Annotated in this window: 10 protein-coding genes and 5 pseudogenes; 9 read left to right on the top strand and 6 right to left on the bottom strand. The window is 66.3% G+C overall.

What is annotated here, in order from left to right; all coding sequences use genetic code 11:
• Positions 1 to 129 precede the first annotated feature (129 nt).
• The 6 genes and pseudogenes from ykgO to ACZK2V_RS09095 all read left to right on the top strand — a co-directional run bounded on the left by ykgO (position 130) and on the right by ACZK2V_RS09095 (position 4,626).
• Positions 130 to 255 (top strand): type B 50S ribosomal protein L36, encoded by a 126-nt coding sequence (gene ykgO, locus ACZK2V_RS09120; RefSeq protein WP_005409283.1) that lies wholly within the window; start codon positions 130 to 132, stop codon positions 253 to 255.
• Between the two features lie 176 nt (positions 256 to 431).
• On the top strand, positions 432 to 731 hold the full coding sequence (locus ACZK2V_RS09115) for a hypothetical protein (protein WP_227837998.1): 300 nt from the start codon (positions 432 to 434) through the stop codon (positions 729 to 731).
• A 39-nt stretch (positions 732 to 770) separates the two neighbouring features.
• Entirely contained in the window at positions 771 to 1,808 is a 1,038-nt protein-coding gene (locus ACZK2V_RS09110) for an agmatine deiminase family protein (protein WP_005413039.1), read from the top strand.
• A 162-nt stretch (positions 1,809 to 1,970) separates the two neighbouring features.
• Positions 1,971 to 2,858, top strand: a complete 888-nt coding sequence (locus ACZK2V_RS09105) for a carbon-nitrogen hydrolase (protein WP_005409280.1) — start codon at positions 1,971 to 1,973, stop codon at positions 2,856 to 2,858.
• A 14-nt stretch (positions 2,859 to 2,872) separates the two neighbouring features.
• Positions 2,873 to 3,401: pseudogene (locus ACZK2V_RS09100) on the top strand (N-acetyltransferase family protein).
• A gap of 4 nt (positions 3,402 to 3,405) precedes the next feature.
• On the top strand, positions 3,406 to 4,626 hold the full coding sequence (locus ACZK2V_RS09095) for a TraB/GumN family protein (protein ID WP_107432021.1): 1,221 nt from the start codon (positions 3,406 to 3,408) through the stop codon (positions 4,624 to 4,626).
• A 185-nt stretch (positions 4,627 to 4,811) separates the two neighbouring features.
• Here the strand turns inward: ACZK2V_RS09095 and ACZK2V_RS09090 are convergent.
• From ACZK2V_RS09090 to ACZK2V_RS09075, 4 genes and pseudogenes are all read right to left on the bottom strand, one after another.
• Positions 4,812 to 6,046, bottom strand: a protein-coding gene (locus tag ACZK2V_RS09090) for an IS3 family transposase (RefSeq protein WP_223224739.1) whose coding sequence is annotated in 2 segments (ribosomal slippage) — positions 4,812 to 5,695 and positions 5,695 to 6,046 — 1,236 coding nt in all. Because the reading frame shifts where the segments join, the coding sequence is not laid out codon by codon here.
• Positions 6,047 to 6,196: 150 nt separating this feature from the next.
• Positions 6,197 to 9,277 carry an efflux RND transporter permease subunit gene (locus tag ACZK2V_RS09085; RefSeq protein WP_049423679.1) on the bottom strand — a complete coding sequence of 1,027 codons (3,081 nt, stop codon included), beginning with the start codon at positions 9,275 to 9,277 and terminating at the stop codon, positions 6,197 to 6,199.
• A pseudogene (locus ACZK2V_RS09080) lies at positions 9,274 to 12,793 on the bottom strand (efflux RND transporter permease subunit). Before ACZK2V_RS09080 ends, ACZK2V_RS09085 begins: the two are co-directional and overlap by 4 nt.
• Positions 12,790 to 13,937, bottom strand: a pseudogene (locus ACZK2V_RS09075) (efflux RND transporter periplasmic adaptor subunit). The pseudogenes ACZK2V_RS09080 and ACZK2V_RS09075 overlap by 4 nt, the downstream one beginning before the upstream one ends.
• A gap of 206 nt (positions 13,938 to 14,143) precedes the next feature.
• Between ACZK2V_RS09075 and ACZK2V_RS09070 the strand changes: the two are divergent.
• Both ACZK2V_RS09070 and ACZK2V_RS09065 read left to right on the top strand, forming a co-directional pair.
• A complete protein-coding gene (locus ACZK2V_RS09070; protein ID WP_005413034.1) occupies positions 14,144 to 14,533 on the top strand; it encodes a c-type cytochrome in 390 nt (129 codons plus the stop codon).
• 9 nt (positions 14,534 to 14,542) lie between these two features.
• Complete coding sequence (locus tag ACZK2V_RS09065) at positions 14,543 to 15,004, top strand: c-type cytochrome (RefSeq protein ID WP_006361215.1); 462 nt, start codon at positions 14,543 to 14,545, stop codon at positions 15,002 to 15,004.
• Between the two features lie 287 nt (positions 15,005 to 15,291).
• Here ACZK2V_RS09065 and ACZK2V_RS09060 read toward each other — a convergent pair.
• Together ACZK2V_RS09060 and ACZK2V_RS09055 are read right to left on the bottom strand one after the other, a co-directional pair.
• Positions 15,292 to 17,170: pseudogene (locus ACZK2V_RS09060) on the bottom strand (ATP-binding cassette domain-containing protein).
• Positions 17,171 to 17,498: 328 nt separating this feature from the next.
• Positions 17,499 to 18,372 (bottom strand): annotated as a pseudogene (locus tag ACZK2V_RS09055) (LysR substrate-binding domain-containing protein).
• Positions 18,373 to 18,474: 102 nt separating this feature from the next.
• Here ACZK2V_RS09055 and ACZK2V_RS09050 point away from each other — a divergent pair.
• Positions 18,475 to 19,554 (top strand): YeiH family protein, encoded by a 1,080-nt coding sequence (locus ACZK2V_RS09050; protein ID WP_201118797.1) that lies wholly within the window; start codon positions 18,475 to 18,477, stop codon positions 19,552 to 19,554.
• The last annotated feature ends 43 nt before the right edge of the window (positions 19,555 to 19,597 follow it).

The following is a 19,597-nucleotide window of genomic DNA, read 5'->3' as shown; positions in this document are numbered from 1 at the left end:
CAACCACTTGAAACCACGAGGAAAAGCCCGGTAGAATGGCGGGCTTGAACGAGCGTCAACTGCCGATTGTCTTTCGCATATCGCGGCCACGCTCCACCCGAACAACTACTGTTTACGCCGAGGTATGCCATGAAAGTCCTGTCCTCCCTGAAGTCGGCGAAGGCCCGTCACCGTGACTGCAAGGTCGTGCGTCGTCGTGGCAAGATCTTCGTCATCTGCAAGTCGAACCCGCGTTTCAAGGCGCGTCAGCGCTAAGCCCAACAGCCTTCGCGGCTGCGGCTGGCCCTACGCGGGGCCGACCCGATGCAAAAAGCCGCCTTCGGGCGGTTTTTTGTTTATGCGGCTTTTTCCTGCCGTTTTTGCTGTAATCGCCTTTCTTGACCACTGGGGAGTAGATCGAGATGAAGCGTTACCTGTCCGCCTTGGCCGTGATGGCCACCCTGGCCGCCGCCACGCCGGCGCTGGCCGATACCCTGCTTGTCGACCGTGCCCGCGAGAAGCCGGCCGGTGCCCTGCCCGTGCGCGGCCAGAGCATGCAGCAGGTACAGGCGCAGTTCGGCGCGCCGAGCGAGCAGCTGCAGCCGCGTGGCGGGCAGAAGCGGCAATGGCCGACCATCAACCGCTGGGTGTACCCGCAGTTCACTGTCTACTTCGAGAAGCAGAAGGTGATCGACGTGGTGGCCAACCAGGCGGACCCGAACGAAATCGGCCCGAAACCGCCGATCCGTTGATCCCTTTACCCGCCGTGGGCGGGCCTGTGTAGCGAGACCATGAACCAGACCCTTCGTTTTCCTGCCGAGTGGGAAGCCCAGAGCGGCGTCCTGATTGCCTGGCCCACCGCCGACACCGACTGGGCCGACCGCCTGGGCCAGGTGGAAGAGACCTACATCGCGCTGGTCGCGGCCATCACCCGCTTCCAGCCGGTGCTGATCTGCGTGGCCGACGACGATGTGGAGACCTATGCCGAGATGCGGCTGCGCTCCAACCGCATCGACATGGACAAGGTCCACTTCACCACGGCGGCCTACGACGATACCTGGTTGCGCGACTCCGGCCCGATCACCCTGCGCCGTGCCGACGGCGGCTTCCAGCTGCTGGATTTCCGCTTCACCGGCTGGGGCGGCAAGTTCGACGCCACCCTGGATGACCAGCTGGTGGGCGTGCTCGACCAGGCCGGCGTGTTCAACGACGCACCGGTGCGCAGCATTCCGTTCGCGCTGGAAGGCGGCGGCATCGAAACCGATGGCGAAGGCACCCTGCTGACCACCTGGAAGTGCCTGCACGAGCGCCACCCGGACCGCGACCGCGCCAGCCTGAGCGCCGACCTGGCCGACTGGCTGCAGCAGGACCGCGTGCTGTGGCTGGACCACGGCTACCTGGAAGGCGACGACACCGACGCGCACATCGATACCCTCGCCCGCTTCGCCTCGGCTGACAGCATCGTCTACCAGGCCTGCGACGACGAGAGCGACTCGCACTACGCCGAACTGCAGGCCATGGGCAATGAGCTGGCCGCGCTGCGTACCAAGGATGGCCAGCCGTACCGCCTGTTCCCGCTGCCGTGGGCACAGCCGGTGATCGACGAAGGCCGTCGCCTGGCTGCCTCGTACGCCAACTACCTGATCGTCAACGGCGCGGTGCTGATGCCGGCCTATGGCGATCCGGCCGATGACCTGGCCCGCGACGTGCTGGCACAGGCACACCCGGGTCGCGAGATCGTGCAGGTGCCCTGCCGCTCGCTGATCTGGCAGAACGGCAGCCTGCACTGCATCACCATGCAGCTGCCGGAAGGGTTGTTGAAGGCCTGAGGATGGGTAGTGCCGGCCACTGGCCGGCAACCATGCAATGCCTGATGGATTGACGGGGTTGCCGGCCAGCGGCCGGCACTACCAGCACCCATTCAGCGCGCGACACGCCGTCGCCGCCCATCCGCGCTAACATGCAGGTTTTCCCCCGCAGGAACGCCCCGCATGAACTCGCGCAGCCCCCTTACCGTCGCCCTGATCCAGGAGCGCAACCACGGTGATGCCGCCGCCAACCTGGCGGTGATCGAAGCACGCGTGGCCGAGGCGGCTGCGCAGGGTGCCAAGCTGGTGCTGCTGCAGGAACTCCATAACGGTCCGTACTTCTGCCAGCACGAATCGGTGGACGAGTTCGACCTGGCCGAGCCGATCCCGGGCCCGAGCACCGAGCGCCTGGGCGCGCTGGCGAAGAAGCATGGCGTGGTGCTGGTCGGCTCGCTGTTCGAGCGCCGTGCTGCCGGCCTGTACCACAACACCGCCGTGGTGTTCGAGAAGGACGGTACGCTGCTCGGCAAGTACCGCAAGATGCATATCCCGGACGATCCGGGCTTCTACGAGAAGTTCTACTTCACCCCGGGCGACATCGGTTTCAAGCCGATCGATACCTCGGTGGGTCGCCTCGGCGTGCTGGTGTGCTGGGACCAGTGGTACCCGGAAGCGGCACGCCTGATGGCGCTGGCCGGCGCCGAGCTGCTGCTGTACCCGACCGCGATCGGCTGGGACCCGGACGACGTGCAGGACGAGAAAACCCGCCAGCGCGACGCCTGGGTGCTGAGTCACCGCGGCCACGCTGTGGCCAACGGCCTGCCGGTGCTGAGCTGCAACCGCGTCGGCCACGAGGCATCGCCACTGGGCGCGTCGGGCATCCAGTTCTGGGGCAACAGCCACGTGCTCGGCCCGCAGGGCGAATTCCTGGCCGAAGCCGGCACTGACGCCACCGTGCTGCTGTGCGATGTCGACCTGCAGCGCAGCGAGCACGTGCGCCGTATCTGGCCGTTCCTGCGCGATCGCCGCATCGACGCGTACGGTGACCTGCTCAAGCGCTACATCGACTGAGCCGGAGCCCGCGCATGGCCGTCCTCATCCGTGATGCCGGCCCGGCCGACATCGCCGCGATCACCGCGATCTACGCGGTGGAAGTGACCGACTTCGTCAACACCTACGAGTACGACATCCCCGACGCGACCGAGATGCTGCGCCGTATGCGCGACATCATCGATCGCGGCTTCCCCTACCTGGTCGCCGAGATCGACGGCCAGGTGGCCGGCTATGCCTACGCCAACACCTACCGCACCCGTGTTGCCTACCAGTGGACCGTGGAGAACTCGGTCTACGTCGATGCCGCGTTCCAGGGCCAGGGCGTGGGCACCGGCCTGCTCCAGGCCTTGATCGATGCCTGCGTGGCGCGTGGTTACCGGCAGATGGTGGCCGTGATCGGCGAACCGACCAACGCCGCGTCGATCAAGCTGCACGAACGCTTCGGCTTCGAGCTGGTGGGCGTGTTCCGTGGCCTTGGCCGCAAGCACGGCCGCTGGCTGGATACCGTGCAGATGCAGCGCGCTCGGCGATGGCGCCGACACCGCACCTTCCAATGAATGAACCCATGACCGAAACCCTTCCCGAAACCGGCGACGACCTGTTCGCCGGCCAGCCGGTGCGCGTCGTTGAACGCGACGGCGTGCGTTATACCCTGCTGGGCACTGCCCACGTCTCCCGCGCCAGCGTCGAGGCGGTGGAAAAAGCCATCGACAGCGGCCGCTTCGATGCCGTTGCCGTTGAACTGGACCCACAGCGCCTGCAGGCGCTGAGCGATCCGGACACGCTGGCCAAGCTCGATCTGGTCGAAGTGATCCGCAAGGGCCGCGTGGCCCTGTTCGCCGCCAACCTGGCCCTGTCCGCGTACCAGCGCCGCCTGGCCGAACAGCTTGACATCGAGCCGGGCGCCGAACTGAAGCGCGCGGTGGAACTGGCGCGCGAGCGCAACCTGCCGGTACACCTGATCGACCGTGAAGTCGGCCTGACCTTCCGCCGTGCCTCGCAACGGCTGGGCTTCTTCGGCAAGCTGAAGCTGGTCGCCGGGCTGGGCGCCGGTCTGTTCTCATCCGAGGAAGTGGGCGAGAACGAGATCGAGAAGCTCAAGCAGGGCGACATGCTGGAGTCGAGCTTCGGCGAGTTCGCCAGCGAGAGCCCGGCGCTGTACGAGACCATCATCGGCGAGCGCGACCGCTACATGGCCACGCGCCTGCGCGAAGAACACGATCCGCAGCAGCGTGAGGTGCTGGCAGTGGTCGGTGCCGGTCACCTTGCCGGGCTGGCCCGCTACCTGGAAACCGACACCGAAGCACCGGCACCGCTGCGCGCCGAGCTGGAAGCGGTGCCGAAGAAGCGCAACATTCCGTGGTTCACGCTGGGCATCCTGGCCATCGTAGCGACCGGCATCGGCGTAGGTTTCTACCGCGGTGGTCTGGGCGTGGGCACCGAACTGCTGGCGACCTGGGCGATGTATACCGGCGGCCTCGCCGGCCTGGGCTGCCTGCTGGCCGGCGGCCATCCGCTGAGCATCCTCACCGCGATCGCGGTGGCGCCGTTCAAGCCGTTCCGCCTGAGCATCCCGACCGGCGCATTCTCGGCCCTGGTGGAAGCGCGCCTGCGCAAGCCGGCGTATGAGGACTTCCTGAAGCTGCGCGACGATGCGCAGAGCCTGAAGGGCTGGTATCGCAACCGGGTCACGCGCGTGGTGCTGACCTTCATGCTGACCAACATCGGCAGCATGCTGGGCCTGTGGCTGACCACGTTCAAGGTGTGGGGCAAGGTCGCCGGTTGATTGCAACGCCCCGCCGGGCATGGCCCGGCGCTACCGGCCGCACGGCGTCTGTGCGCGCGACCGGCAGGTGCCAACCTTGGTTGGCACGCTTTACGCCGACCGTAAAGATCGGCCGAGCATGCTCTGCGCAGAACTGACTCGTCCTGCCATAGGTTGACACCGATGGGTGGATGGTCCGGCCGCCGTCAGGCGGCCAAAGACGCCCGATGCATCGCATCGGGCGTCTGCATTTTAAGGGACAGGTGGGGGCGCTCAGCGTTGTAGATGTCTACGGCCTCAGCCACCATCTGGCGGGCTTGCCCCAGGTCCCGTGGGCGATGAAGCAGGAACTCGCACTTGAGGATCCCGTTGACTCGCTCTGCCAGAGCGTTCTGATAGCAGTCGTAGCCGTCGGTCATCGAGCAGGTCAGGCCGTGCCGCGCATGGATCTTCTGGTAGTAATCCGAGCAGTACTGGATTCCACGATCAGAGTGATGGATCAGCTTCTGCGGTGTCTTTCTCCCTTTCAGCGCCATCTCCAGCGCCTGAGCTACCTGCTCTGTCTGTAGCGTTTCATGCACGCTCCAGCCCACGATCTTGCGCGACCAGGCATCGGTGACCAGGCTCAGATACACGAACTTCCCCTGCGTCGGCAGATAGGTGATGTCCGCCACCCACACCTGCTCGCTACCGGTTGGTATTACGCATCCTTGGCCAGGTTTGAGCAGATTCGGATGCCTGCGAAAGCGATGATGGCTGTCGGTAGTCTTGTGATAAGCCCGACGTTTCGGTACCAGCAGGCGCGCTTCCCGAAGTACGTCAAACAACCGGTCACGTCCCATGGTGATTCCCGCCGCCTGCAGCTTCGGTCCGATCAAATGGTGCAACTTGCGCGTCCCGATCCGTGGCTGCCGCACGCGGCAATCGCTCACCAGCGCCAGTGCTTTGGTCTCGCTGGCGCGTCGTCGTTGATGCCGGCACCCCGCTTGATAGAACGCCTGTCGACTGATGCCGAAATGGCGGCAAGCCCTTGCCACGCTTACGCCTTTGAGGCGCCCTTGCGTGAGGACTTGCCTGAAGGCTTTTTTACGATGCGCACCCCGTAATCCTCTTTGAGGACATCCACGATGGCTTCGAAAAGCTGTGCTTTCTCGTTGGCCTCCCGCAACTGGACCTGCAGGGCCTTGATCTGTTGTTCCGGCGTCAGCGGCGTGGCCGGTCCACTTTTGGGAGAAGTCGTCATGGGGGCAGATGATGCACCACCTGACCAATCCTGCCGACCATGGCGGCGAAGCCACTTCAGAACCGTGCTGCTACCTTGGATACCGTATCGCTCCTGAGCCTTCTTATAGGTCAGTTCTCCACGCTCGACCTGATCGACCACGGACAACTTGAAGGCCAGCGAGTAATCCCGCTGACTGCGCCTGATTGTTGATTTCATTGAACATTCCTTTTCCAGAGGGAAAAGGTGTCAACCCAATTCAGGACGGGTCAAACATCAAAAAAAAAGGGGGAGGCCGCCCCACTACGACCGGCCTCCCCCACACCACAACACGTTGGCGCGCATTACGGTCGAGCAAAAGCTCGACCACTACACCGGGGTACCCGGCACGATCTCCAGACCGCGGGCGCGGCGGATCAGTCGCGTGACCGCACTGCGCAGGTCATCCAGCACTGCATAGATCGTCGGCAGGAACAGCAGGCTGACCACGGTCGAGAACGCCAGGCCGCCGGCAATCGCGCGCGCCATCGGCGCGTACTCCGGGCCGTTGCCGAACATCTGCGTACTGGTCAGCGAGATCGGCACCATCGCCAGGATCGCCGTGCCCATGGTCATCATGATCGGGCGCAATCGCTCGCGTGAGCCCTCCACCAGCGCCTGGGTGCGTCCCATGCCGCCGCGCCGCAGGTTGTTGATGTGCTCGATCATCACGATGCCGTTGTTCACCACCACACCCATCAGCACCAGGATGCCGATGAAGGACATGATCCCGAACGAGGTACCGGTGATCCAGAACAGCCAGAACACGCCGAAGATCGAGAACAGCACGCCACTCATGATCGCCGCCGGGAACAGCAGCGACTCGAACACCGCCGCCATCACCACGTAGATCATCACCAGCGCGATCAGCAGGTTGAACACCATCTGCTGCATCGCTTCGTCGTCGTTGCCGTAATCGCCGCCATCGAAGGTGAAGCCATAGCCGGCCGGGAAGTTCATCGGCTTGAGCACCGACTCCATCGCCTTGCGGCCATCCGGCGCGGTGACCTTCTCGGCCAGGTTGGCCTTGATGGTCAGCGTGGTCTGGCGGTTGGTGCGTCCGATCTGGGTGGCGGACGAACCAACGTCGACGGTGACCAGGCTCAGCAGTGGCACGCTGCGGCCATCGCCGGTGCGCACGCTGAAACCGGCCAGGTCTTCCGGGCTGCTCTGCTCGGCACCGGCGAAGCGCACCCATACCGGCACTTCGTTGTCGCCGCGGCGGAACTCGCGCATCGGTGCACCGCGCAGGGCCAGGCCGACGAAGCTGGCTACCTGCTCGGCATTGAAGCCGAATGCGGCGGCGCGCTCGCGGTCGACGCGCACCTTCAGCTCGCCGCCTTTTTCGCCGTTGTCGATGCGCACATCGCGCAGCTCGGCACGCTGGGCCAGCAGCGGCACCACTTCCTGGCCGATCTCCTGCAGCATCGAACTGGAGTCGCCGACCAGCTGCACCTGCACGCCCTGGTTGCCGCCACCGCCGCCATCACCGCCCTGGTTGCCGACGAAGTAGTCGGTGCGGGCCGACTTCGGCAGGCCTTTGCGCAGTTCTTCCTGCAGCGCCTTGATGTCCTTGGCGTACTTCTCGTCCAGGGTGACCACGGTGGAGCTCCCTTCCTGCTCGCTGTACCAGGAATACACCTGCTTGACGTGCAGGCGCTCGCGGTTGGCGTCGATCCAGTTCTCCACACGCGCCACTTCCTCGGACATCTGCCGGTAGGTGTAGGCGCCCTTCCACATGTAGCCGATGAAGATGTCCTTGCCGCCGTCGCCACCGAACATGTCGACCTTGGTCAGCTTCATCGGCACCAGGCTGACCAGCACCACCAGCACGATGCCCAGCAGGCTCCAGCCACGATGGCGCAGCGACCAGTCCAGCAGTGTCGCGTAGCGCCGCTGCAGGCGCGCGATCACGCCGGTCTGCGAGTGCACCAGCTTCGGCGTGGCCATGCGCGCGGACAGCATCGGGATCAGGCTGACCGCGACCAGCCACGAGGCCAGCAGCGAGACCGAGATGGTGATCGCGATCTGCGCCATGAAGATGCTGATGTTGTTGGTCTCGCCGAACAGGTTCGGCACGAACACGATGCAGTGGCACAGCGTACCGGCACTGAGCGCGATGGCCACGTTGCGGGTGCCAATGATCGAGGCCAGGCGCGGCTGTCCGGGCATGCGCTCGCGCTCCTGGTAGATGCTCTCCACCACCACCACGGCGTTGTCGACCAGCATGCCCACCGCCAGCAGCAGGCCCATCATGGTCAGGATGTTCAGCGTCACCCCGACGAAGTACATGAAGCCCAGGGTGATGGTGAAGCAGATCGGAATGGCCAGGGTCACCATCAGCGTGGACGGCCAATGGCGCAGGAAGAAGAACAGCACCGTGATCGACAGGATCAGGCCGACCGCACCGGCCTCGGCCAGTTCCAGCAGCGAGGAGGTCACCGCCTTGCCCTGGTTGTCGATCACCTTGATCTGCACGTCGCGCATCGACGCTTCGGCACGGATCGATTCAACCTCGGCCAGTGCCGCGCGCGACACCTCCACCAGATTGGCACTGCGCTCCTTGAAGATGTCCAGGCCGACCGCCGGGTTGCCGTCCAGGCGGCGCCCGTAGTTCATCCGCGCCGGCTTCAGGCGCACATCAGCGATATCGCCCAGGCGCAGGCCCTTGGCGTTGATCACCAGATCGCGCATTTCCTGCAGGTCGGTGATCTCACCCACCGGCTGCACGCGCACGCGCTGGCCGTTGTCGTCGATCTGCCCGGCCGAGATCGAGAAATTCAGCGTGCGCAGGCGCTCGCTCAGTTCATTGATGCTCAAGCCGTGCGCGTTGAGGCGGTTCGGATCAATGGCGATTTCCACCTCGTTCGGCGGCGCACCGGTGATGTCGACACGGGCCACGCCGGGGATGCGCTCGATGCGCCGCTTGAACTCGCGGTCGAGCATGTCGTACGCGGTGGTCAGGTCGGTGGTGCTGGCCAGGCGCACCTTCAGCACCGGCTGGTCGCTGCTGGACCACTTGAACACGTTGTAGCGCTGCAGGTCGTCGGGCAGGTCGCTGCGGATCGCGTCGATGCGCTCGCGTGCATCGGAGGCGGCGATGGCGATGTCGCGGTCCCAGTCGCTGAACTCGATGAAGATCAGCGCCGCTTCGGAGGTGGCCGACGAGCGCATGCGCTTGATGCCGGTCATCGTCGCCAGCGACTCCTCGACCGGACGGATGATGGTCCGTTCCACTTCCTCCGGGGTGGAGCCGGTGTACGGAATCTGCACGAACAGGAACGGCGCGGAGATGTCCGGCAGCGCTTCCAGCGGCAACCGGAACGAAGCGATCAGGCCGATCACCACCAGCGACACGAAACACATGATGGTGGTGACCGGGCGGCGGATGGAGAACTCGGCCACACTCATGCCGGTTCCTCCGTACCCGCCGCACTGCCCACTGCACCCGGCTCGATCTCACCGGCATGCTTGCGGCCACGTTCGCGGTAATACGCATCGCCACGACGGTCCATCAGGTCGTACACCACCGGGATCACCAGCAGGGTCAGCAGGGTCGACACCAGCAGGCCGCCGATCACGGTGATCGCCATTGGCGCGCACTTCAGCGCCCTCACCCATCGCCACCGCCAACGGCAGGAAGCCGAACAGCGTGCACAGCGTGGTCATGATGATCGGCCGCAGGCGCGAGCGCGCACCTTCCACCAGCGCCTCGTGCTTGGCCACGCCAGCCTCGCGCAGCTGGTTGACCTTGTCGATCAGGATGATCGCGTTCTTGGTGACCAGGCCGACCAGCAGGATCAGGCCGATGAACACCACCACCGAGATGGGCTTGCCGGTCAGCATCAGCGCCAGGATCGCACCGACCAGCGCCAGCGGGATGGTGAACAGGATCACGAACGGGTGCAGCAGCGATTCGAACTGCGAGGCCATCACCAGGTAGACCAGGAAGATCGCCAAGCCGAAGGCGAAGATCAACGACTTCGCCGCCTGCGCCAGCTCCTCGCCCTGGCCACCGATGTGCAGGCCGACGCCCGCACCCAGCGGCTGCTCGGCGACCATCTGCTGCACCTCGCGCATGGCCGCGCCAAGATCGATGTCGCGCAGGTTGGCCGACACCACCGCCACCCGCGTCTGGTCGGCACGGTGGATCTCACTGGGGCCAGTGGTGGCGACCACTTCGGCCACCGCGTCCAGCGTGACCGGACGGGTGCTGCCGGGGTTGACGATCAGCCGGCGGATGCTCTCCACGCTGGCGCGGTCGCCCTCCTGCGCACGCACCAGCACGTCGATCTTGCGGTCACGGAAGCTGTAGCGGGTGGCGACATCGCCGCGCACCTTCTTCACCACCACGTCGGCGATCTGGCGCGTGGTCAGGCCCAGCGCACCGGCACGCTCCTGGTCGAAGCGGATCTGGATTTCCGGGAAGCCCTCTTCCACCGTCGACTTCACATCGGCGTAGTGCGCATTGCCGCGCAGCATCGCCGCCAGGCGCTGGCCGGCCACTTCCAGCGTGGCCATGTCCTGCCCGCGCAGCTCGATTTCCAGCGGCGTGGAGAAGCTGAACAGCGCCGGCCGCGCGAAGTCGACCTGTGCCCCCGGATGCTGGCCCATGGTGTCACGCAGGCGCTCGGTGATCTCGGCCTCGGTGCGTGCATTGCCACCGCCTTCCATCACCACGGTCAGCTTGCCGATGTTCTCGCCGCTCTCGGTGGGGCTGGCATCCAGGCGGGTGCCGCTGCCGCTGACACCGTACAGCGACGCCACGCCCTCGCCCTTGCCGTGTGCCAGCTGCAGCTCGCGTACCAGTGCATCAGTCTGCTTCAGCGGCGTGCCGGCCGGCAGCTTCACCGTCATTTCGAAACGATCCTGCGCCAGCTGCGGGATCAGATCGGCACCGAGCATCGGCACCAGCGCCATCGTCGCCACGAAGATGATCGAGGCAACACCCAGCACCTTGCCCGGATGCGCCAGTGCGCTCGGCAGCAGGCGCAGGTAGCCACGCTCGGCGCCGGCGTAGGGCTTCATCGCCAGATCGCTGGCCTTGCGCATCACCGGGCCGACCACCGCCACCACGCCACGCCACGCCCGCACGACCAGCCAGGCCAGCGCGTAGAAGCTCCAGCGCGCGGTCGCCACGGCGCCACGACGGCCCAGCGCAACCGGCTTCTGCCAGCGGTTCTGCGGTTGCCACGGTTCGTTCGGCGCTTCTTCCGGGAACGCCAGCGGCGGCCGTCCCTTCAGCGAGCTGAGCATCGGGATCAGGGTCATCGACACCAGCAGCGAGATCGCGATGGCGATCGCCACGGTCAACGCCTGGTCGCGGAACAGCTGGCCAGCGATGCCATCGACGAACACCAGCGGCAGGAACACCGCGATGGTGGTCAGGGTGGAGGCGACCACCGCCATGCTCACTTCGCGGGTACCGGCGATGGCCGCCTGCAGGATGCCCAGGCCACGCTCGCGGGCCTTGGCGATGCTCTCCAGCACCACGATCGAGTCATCCACCACCAGGCCGGTGGCCAGTGCCAGACCGCCCAGCGACATCACGTTCAAGCTCAGGCCGAGCTGGCCCATGAAGAAGAACGTGGCGATGATCGAGACCGGCAGCGACAGGCTGATCACGAACGTGCTCCAGCCATCACGCAGGAACAGGAAGATGATCAGGATCGCCAGCAGGCCGCCGATCACTGCATCCTTCTTGACGTCGGCGATGGCGTGCTCGATGAAGCGCGACTGGTCCTCGATGGTGGTCATCTCGACGTCGGACGGGAACGTGCCCTTGATCTGCTCCAGGCGCTTGCGCAGCGCTTCGGCGGTGGACACGGTATTGGCGTCGCCTTCCTTGTAGATCGCCAGTTCGACCGATTCCTTGCCGCCCAGGCGGATCACCGCTTTGCGTTCCTTGTAGCCCTGACGCACGGTGGCCACGTCCTTCAGGCGCACCGGCACACCGTTGGCGACCACGCTGGAACCACCGCCGGACGATGCGCTCTGCGCCGCCGATGCCGCCGCGATGGCTGCCGCCGAACCGGTCGACGCGGCGATGTTGAACATCTGCTGCAACGCCGAGTCGGCCGCGCTACCGTTCGACGCCTGGGTGGTGACCAGCAGGTTGCGGATCTCCTCCAGATCGGCGAACTGGTTGACGGTACGCACCAGGAAGCGCTGCGAACCCTCCTCCAGGCGGCCGCCGGAGATGTTGATGTTCTCGTCCTTCAGGCGCTTGATGACGGTGTCGATCGGCAGGTTCAGCCGGGCCAGCTTCTGCTGGTCGATGTCGACCTGGATCTCGTCCTCGAGGCCGCCACCGACCTTGACCGCCGCCACGCCGCTGACCGGCTCCAGCTTCTTCTTCAGGTCTTCATCGGCATAGCGGCGCAGGCCGGTCAGCTCACGGACCGCATCGGCATCGCTGGTCGGCGCCACCTTGTTCGACAGCACCAGGCGCATGATCGGTTCGGTGGACGGATTGAAGCGCAGCAGCACCGGGGCCTTGGCCTCCAGTGGCAGGTTCAGCGCTTCCATCTTGTCGCGCACCTCCAGGCTGGCCTGGTCCATGTTGGTGCCCCAGGCGAACTCCAGCACCACATCGCTCTGGCCGGTGCGCGAGACCGACTTCAGCTTGCGCAGGTTCTTGACCACGCCGACCGCTTCTTCAACCGGCTGGGTGATCAGGGTTTCGATTTCGGTCGGCGCCGAACCGGTGTACTCGGTGCGCACGGTCAGCGTCGGGTAGCTCAGGTCGGGCAGCAGGTTGACCTTGAGGTTGCCCAGCGCGATCAGGCCGAACAGCAACAGGGTGACCGTGCACATGGCGATGGTCACGCGGCGGCGGGTGGCGAATTCCACCAGACCGCCGCGCATGCTGGCGGCGGCGCCGTCGCTCGCCGGCGAGGCACCGTGGTCGTGGCCCGGGGCGGTCATTGCGTGCTCCCGGCCTTGTCTGCCGGCTTGGCGGCCGCTGCGACCGTCTTCGCCTTTGCCTTCGGATCAGCGATCACCTGCACTGCGGTGCCGTCGCGCAGGGCGACCTTGCCGGCGGTGACCACCTGATCACCGGCCGCCAGGCCATCACGGATCTCCACCCACGGGCCCTCGGCGTAACCCAGCTTGACCGGAACGCGTGCGACCTTGCCTTCGCGCACCCGGAACACCGCCGGCTCACCATCGTCGAGCAGCGCCAGGCGCGGCACCACCAGCGCATCCGCACGCTGGTCGTAATCGATGCGGATGCGACCGAACATGCCGGGCTGCAACGCGTGCGCGGCGCCATCGAAGGCACTGACCACGCGAAACGTACCGCTGCCCGAATCCACCACCGGTGCGATGCGATCGACCGTACCGGTGAAGCTCTGCCCCGGCAGCGCATCGGCAGCCAGCGTCACCGGCTGGCCGGCGCGCAGGGTGGCCAGCTCGCGCTCGGGCACGTTGAGGGTGGCTTCCAGCCGCGAGTTGTCGACGATGCGGAAGATCGGCGTGTTGATCTGCACGAAGTTGCCGGTCTTGATCGAGCGCGAGGCGATCACGCCGGAGATCGGCGCCACGACGGTGGTGTAGGACAGCTCCAGCGTGGCCAGGCGATACTGCGCGCGGACGTTTTCCAGGTCGTAGCGCAGCTGGTCGACGTCGGCGGCGCTGACCATCTGCTGGCCCACCAGTTTCTGCGCGCTGGTAGTTGTTTTCCAGCTTGCGCATCTGCGCTTCGCTCTGTGCCACGGCCAGGCGCGCGGTCCGGGTCCAGACGCACCAGCGGCTGGCCAGCGCTGACCCGCTGGCCTTCCTCGACCAGCACCGCCAGCGCCACGCCGGAAGTCTTGGCCACCACCTGCGACTCGGCGCGTGGTTCCAGCGCAGCGGTACCGGTGTAGCTGGCCGCGACAGCACGGTGGCTGGCCACGGCCACTTCGACCGGGACCGCATCGACCTTCTTCTCCTCCTTGGTCTCGGCGGCCTTGGCTTCGGAATTGGGCCCTGCGGCGCAACCGCCCAGCAGCAGGGAGGTGGAGATCAGCAGTGCGGCAGCGCAGATTCCGCTGCGACGGCCGGACAGGAAGGTTGGGTGCGACATCGTCAGATCCCTGGAGGATGCGTGGACAGGTGTGGTAGCAAAGTAATGCACCACTTCACGGCAACACCATATCCCAAAGGTCATGGTGTCTTCGTGCCACTGGTCGGCCCGCCCCCCATTTCAGCTAGATGAAACCTGGGGCTATACTCGGGGCGTTCCGTACCCCACGCCGGAACGACCAGACCCGAATCCCCGGAAACGACACCATGCGCCCGCAGCCGCTCGCCGCTTGTCTCGCTCTGGCCGTCCTCCTGCCCCTTGGGGCCGCCGCACAGCCCGCTCCTGCTCCTGCCACACCTGCCCCGGCGCCGGCTCCCGCCGCTGCCCCGGCGCCTGCCGCCCCCACCGGCAACTTCGACAATGGCCGTGTCCTGGCCTATACCTGCCAGGGGTGCCATGGCATCACCGGCTACAAGAACGCCTACCCCAGTTACCGGGTGCCGAAGATCGGCGGCCAGACCCAGCAGTACCTGGCCCAGGCCCTGACCGAGTACCGCCAGGGCAAGCGCAGGCATCCGACGATGCAGGCGCAGTCGATGAGTTTCAGCGAACAGGAGATCGCCGATCTCTCTGTTTACCTGTCCACCGTCAAGTAAGGCCCGCCCATGTCGAAAGCCGCGCATCCGATGCGTCACGCCATCGCCCTGTCCGTTGCCCTGCTGCTGGCCGCCTGTTCACAGTCGCAGGTGGAAAACAGCGAGAAATCCGCCGCCGACCCCGGCCATGCCAGCGGCGAACACGGCTCTTCATCCTCCGCCGGCCTGCCGCCGGGCCGCGAGGCCGCCGGTGAAGCCCGCGCCAAGGTGAAGAGCAAGGCCACCAACCAGAGCTGCATCGACTGCCACGGCGCCGACGGCAACGCGCCGATCGATGCGACCTACCCGAAGCTGGGTGGGCAGTACGGTGACTACCTGGCGCATGCGCTGCAGGCCTACCGTGCCGGTGACCGCCAGCATGCGCTGATGACGCCACAGGCGAAGGACCTGAGCGATCAGGACATCGCCGATCTGGCGGCGTATTTCGGCAGCCGGCCGAGCCAGCTGCGGGATCTGCACGGGGTCAAATGACCACGCTGCGCGGATCATGACTGCTGCAATCTGAGGCGTTCATGGGCGTTACTTTTCTTTGCGCGCAAAGAAAAGTAACCAAAAGAAGCGCTCCGCCGTCCGCGAGCCGATGCTGCGCACCGGTACCCTGCGCTCCTCGGCCCACCGAGGGACGGCGCGGGAACTCGCTACGCTCACACACCCGCGCCTCTTCGCCCTCGCCGGACCTGCGGTGCTCGGCTCGCTTCAAGGCGGAATCAGATCAAAAGCCACAGCCGCCCGCCGGGCGAGACGGCCGTGGCAGACGCTCAGCCTTCCAGCTCTTCCCAGCGCGCGTACGCGGCATCCAGCTCGGCCTGCACCTTGGCCAGCTGCTGGGTGTGCGCGGTTACTTCGGCACTGCTGCGGGTGTAGAACGACGGGTCGTTCATCGCCGAGGTCAGCCCTTCGACGTCGCCTTCCAGCTTCTCGATGGTCTTCGGCAGCTGCTCCAGTTCGCGCGCTTCCTTGTAGGCCAGCTTGCGCTTGGGCGCGGCCGGCGTAGCGGCCGCTGCAGCAGGTGCAACTGCGGCTGGCTTGGCTGCCGGGGCTGCGGCAGGCGCAGCCACGCTGGCCGCATAGCGCTGCCAGTCGCTGTAGCCGCCGACGTACTCGCCGATCACGCCGTCGCCTTCCATCACCAGCGTGGAGGTCACCACGTTGTCGATGAAGTCACGGTCGTGGCTGACCAGCAGCAGCGTGCCGGTGTACTCGCCCAGCAGCTCTTCCAGCAGCTCCAGGGTTTCCACGTCCAGGTCGTTGGTCGGTTCGTCCATCACCAGCAGGTTGGACGGCTGCGCGAACAGCTTGGCCAGCAGCAGCCGGTTGCGCTCGCCACCGGACAGGCGGGTGATCGGCGCGCGCGCGCTCGGGGGTGAACATGAAGTCCTGCAGGTAGGCATGCACGTGCTTGCGCTTGCCGTTGAACTCGAGGAAATCGCGGCCTTCGGCCACGTTCTCGATCGCGCTCCAGTCTTCGCGCAGCACCGCGCGGTACTGGTCGAAATACGCGATCTGAAGGTTGGTACCGGCGTTGACCTCACCCTTGGCCGGCTGCAGTTCGCCCAGCAGCAGCTTCAGCAGCGTGGTCTTGCCGCTGCCGTTGGGACCGATCAGGCCGATGCGGTCGCCACGCAGGATGGTGGTGGTGAAATCGCGGACCATGGTGCGCTCGCCGAAGGCGAACGAAATGTCCTTGACGTCGATGACCTTCTTGCCGGAGCTGACGCCCTGCGCGGCTTCCATCTTGACGTTGCCACTGAGGTCGCGGCGCTGCGAGCGTTCGGTGCGCATCGCCTTCAGGCGACGTACGCGGCCTTCATCGCGGGTACGGCGCGCCTTGATGCCCTGGCGGATCCAGACTTCTTCCTGCGCCAGCAGCTTGTCGAAGCGGGCGTTTTCCTGCGCCTGCGCATTGAGGCGTTCCTCGCGACGGCGCTCGTAGTTGGCCCAGTCGCCCGGCCAGCTGGTGACCTGGCCGCGGTCGATCTCGACGATGCGGGTGGCCAGCGCACGCAGGAAACGACGGTCATGGGTGACGAACACCACGCTGCCGCTCCAGCCCTTCAGGAACGCTTCCAGCCAGTCGATGGCTTCGATGTCCAGGTGGTTGGTCGGTTCGTCCAGCAGCAGCACGTCGGGGCTGGACACCAGCGCGCGGGCCAGCAGCACGCGACGCTTCATGCCACCGGACAAGCGGCCGAACTCGGCCTCGCCGTCCAGGTCGAGCTTGGTCAGGGTTTCGCTGACGCGCTGGTCCAGGCCCCAGCCGTTGGCGGCGTCGATCTTGGCCTGCACGTTGCCGAGCGCTTCGCCATCGAACACCTCGGCATGGCTGAGGTGGTGGAATTCGGCCAGCCACTGGCCCAGTTCGCCGAGGCCATCGGCGACGACGTCGAACACCGAGCCGGCGGCGCCATGCGGCACTTCCTGCTCCAGGCGGGTGACACGCACGCCCTGCTGCACGCGGACTTCGCCATCATCGGGCTTGTGGTCGCCGGACAGCAGCTTGAGCAGGGTGGATTTGCCGGCGCCGTTGCGGCCGATCAGGGCGATGCGTTCGCCCGGCTCGATCGACAGTTCGGCCTTTTCCAGCAACAACGGGCCGCCGACGCTGAAGTCGACGTTCTGTAGGGTAATCAGAGGCATCCGGCCATTGTACCGGTTGGGGGCGTCGGCCGGGCTGCACCCGGCACCCGCAGAGGCAACGTCAACGGCCGAAGCAACAGCCATAGCCGGTTTCCTGTGGGATGGCGGGGTGGGTCCGGTTGCGGGGGACGCTGCAAGTACGTCCATGTAAGCTCGGTCGCGCCATCCATGGCGCTCACGCCCCCGCAACCGGACCCACCCCACCTTCGACAGTTTCCCGCTGCTGTTGGTGGGTGCCGACCGTTGGTCGGCACGGGGTCGGATCCCGTTGCTGCGCAACGGGCTCTGACCCCTTCGTGGAGTTCGCGCTGTGGAAGATGGATCCCGGCTACTGCACCTCCCCCAACAACGCCTGCAACCCCGGCAACCATTGCTTGCCGGGGTGGCGTACCAGCCACAGGGTGCGCTGCAGGGCGGGCAACGGGGTCTCAAGCACGCGCAGGCGGCCGAGGGCCAGTGGTTCTTCCAGCGCATGACGAGAAAGACAGGCCAGACCCAGTCCGGCGATGGCGGCCTGCTTGATCGCTTCGGTATTGCCCAGCTGCAGGGTCTGCGCGAAACCGCGCAGGTGCGGCAACAAGGCCTGCTCCACCGCTTCGCGGGTACCCGAGCCTGGTTCGCGCAGCAGCCAGCGTGCGCGGCGCAGTTCGTCCAGCGACCAGCGCGGGGACATCGGTGGAAGCGACGATCACCAGCGGGTCCTGCTGCCAGGCGGTGACCTGCAGGCCGCGCTCGTGGCACGGGCCTTCGATCAGGCCGGCGTCCACATCCAGGCGCTGCACGGCAGCAACCACGCCGGCACTGTTGTCGATGCGCAGGTCGACCTCGGCCTGCGGCGCCTGCCGCAGCAGTTCGGCAATGCGCGGCGGTAGCAGGTAATTGCCGATGGTGGTGCTGGCGGCCAGCACCAGCCGCAGTGGTGCGCCCTGCGACGGGTCACCGCCGGCGGCCAGCTGCCGCTCTAGATCGGCGGCATTGACCAGCAAGGTACGCGCCGGCTCCAGCAGCGCGCGGCCGTGCCCGTTCAGCGCCAGGCGGCGGCCGATACGGTCGAACAGCGGCGTGCCGAAGTGCGCTTCCAGCTCCTGCAGGGCGGCGCTGCTGGCCGACTGCGAAAGCGCAATGGCCTGACCGGCAGCGGTGGTGCTGCCATGGTCGGCGATGGCGACAAAGACCTGCAGCTGGCGCAAGGTCAGGCGCATGGCACTTACCTTCTTGATGGGTAGGTTTCACCCATATTATTCGTTTTACAGGTCATCGTCTGGAGCGCACGCTTGCCACGTCACCCCAGCCCCGCCCCTGCCATGAACGCCCCCGCTCTCTCCTCCTGGTCCCTGCCCGCCCTGCGCCAACGCTGGCAGCCGCGCCTGCCCGGCCTTCTGCTGGTGGGCCTGATCGCGGCGGCGTCGCTGTACCTGGCCGAGCTGCCCTGGCTGCAGGCGCACGGCCTGAGTGCGCTGACCGTGGCCATCGTCGCCGGCATCGTGGTCGGCAACACCCTCTACCCGCGGCTCGCGCCGAGCAGCGCGGCCGGCGTCGGTTTCTCCAAGCACTGGCTGCTGCGCGCCGGCATCGTGCTCTACGGCCTGCGCCTGACCTTCCAGGACATCGGCCATGTCGGCGTCACCGGCGTGCTGATGGACGTGCTGGTGGTCGCCAGCACCTTCGGACTGGCCTGCTGGCTGGGCATGCGGGTGTTCAAGATGGAACGCGAGGCAGCGATGCTGATCGGTGCCGGCAGCGCGATCTGCGGCGCGGCGGCGGTGATGGCCGCCGAACCAGTGGTGCGCGGCCGTGCTGCGCAGGTCACGGTAGCGGTGTCGACGGTGGTGGTGTTCGGCACGCTGGCGATGTTCCTGTATCCCGCCCTGTATGCGCTGGTGCAGTCGCACGGCTGGCTGGCGATGGACGCGCAGCAGTACGGCCTGTTCACCGGTGCGACGGTGCATGAAGTAGCACAGGTGGTGGCGGCTGGCCGCGCGGTCAACGAAGCGGCGGCCGATACCGCAGTGATCACCAAGATGGTGCGGGTGATGCTGCTGGCACCGTTCCTGGTGGCGCTGTCGCTATGGCTGGCGCGTAGCGGCAAGGCCAGCGCCGATGGCAGCAAAGCGCGCATCGTGGTGCCGTGGTTCGCTTTTGGTTTCGTGGCGGTGGCCGGGTTCAACTCGCTGCATCTGCTGCCGGCCGGCCTGCAGGCGGGGCTGGTGCAGCTGGATACCGTGCTGCTGGCGATGGCGATGGCCGCGCTGGGCCTGACCACCCACGTTTCGGCGCTGCGCCAGGCCGGCATGAAGCCGCTGCTGCTGGCGCTGATCCTGTTTGCCTGGCTGCTGTTCGGCGGGCTGGCGATCCACCAGGGTGTGCTGGCGGTGCTGGGCTGAGCAGGAGCGTGCCGACCAAGGTCGGCACCCACATGGATGAAGG

The sequence above is a fragment of the Stenotrophomonas sp. 93052_Sma genome (genome assembly GCF_056481145.1).
Note: the sequence above shows the minus strand (reverse complement) of the source record. Positions and strands in the feature narration are given on the sequence as shown.

What these genes read in the sequence shown, in the direction of transcription:
- ykgO (WP_005409283.1), top strand. Translation starts at nt 130, where the DNA reads ATGAAAGTCCTGTCCTCCCTGAAGTCGGCGAAGGCCCGTCACCGTGAC.
- ACZK2V_RS09115 (WP_227837998.1), top strand. Translation starts at nt 432, where the DNA reads ATGGCCACCCTGGCCGCCGCCACGCCGGCGCTGGCCGATACCCTGCTT.
- ACZK2V_RS09110 (WP_005413039.1), top strand. Translation starts at nt 771, where the DNA reads ATGAACCAGACCCTTCGTTTTCCTGCCGAGTGGGAAGCCCAGAGCGGC.
- ACZK2V_RS09105 (WP_005409280.1), top strand. Translation starts at nt 1,971, where the DNA reads ATGAACTCGCGCAGCCCCCTTACCGTCGCCCTGATCCAGGAGCGCAAC.
- ACZK2V_RS09095 (WP_107432021.1), top strand. Translation starts at nt 3,406, where the DNA reads ATGACCGAAACCCTTCCCGAAACCGGCGACGACCTGTTCGCCGGCCAG.
- ACZK2V_RS09085 (WP_049423679.1), bottom strand. Translation starts at nt 9,277, where the DNA reads ATGAGTGTGGCCGAGTTCTCCATCCGCCGCCCGGTCACCACCATCATG.
- ACZK2V_RS09070 (WP_005413034.1), top strand. Translation starts at nt 14,144, where the DNA reads ATGCGCCCGCAGCCGCTCGCCGCTTGTCTCGCTCTGGCCGTCCTCCTG.
- ACZK2V_RS09065 (WP_006361215.1), top strand. Translation starts at nt 14,543, where the DNA reads ATGTCGAAAGCCGCGCATCCGATGCGTCACGCCATCGCCCTGTCCGTT.
- ACZK2V_RS09050 (WP_201118797.1), top strand. Translation starts at nt 18,475, where the DNA reads ATGAACGCCCCCGCTCTCTCCTCCTGGTCCCTGCCCGCCCTGCGCCAA.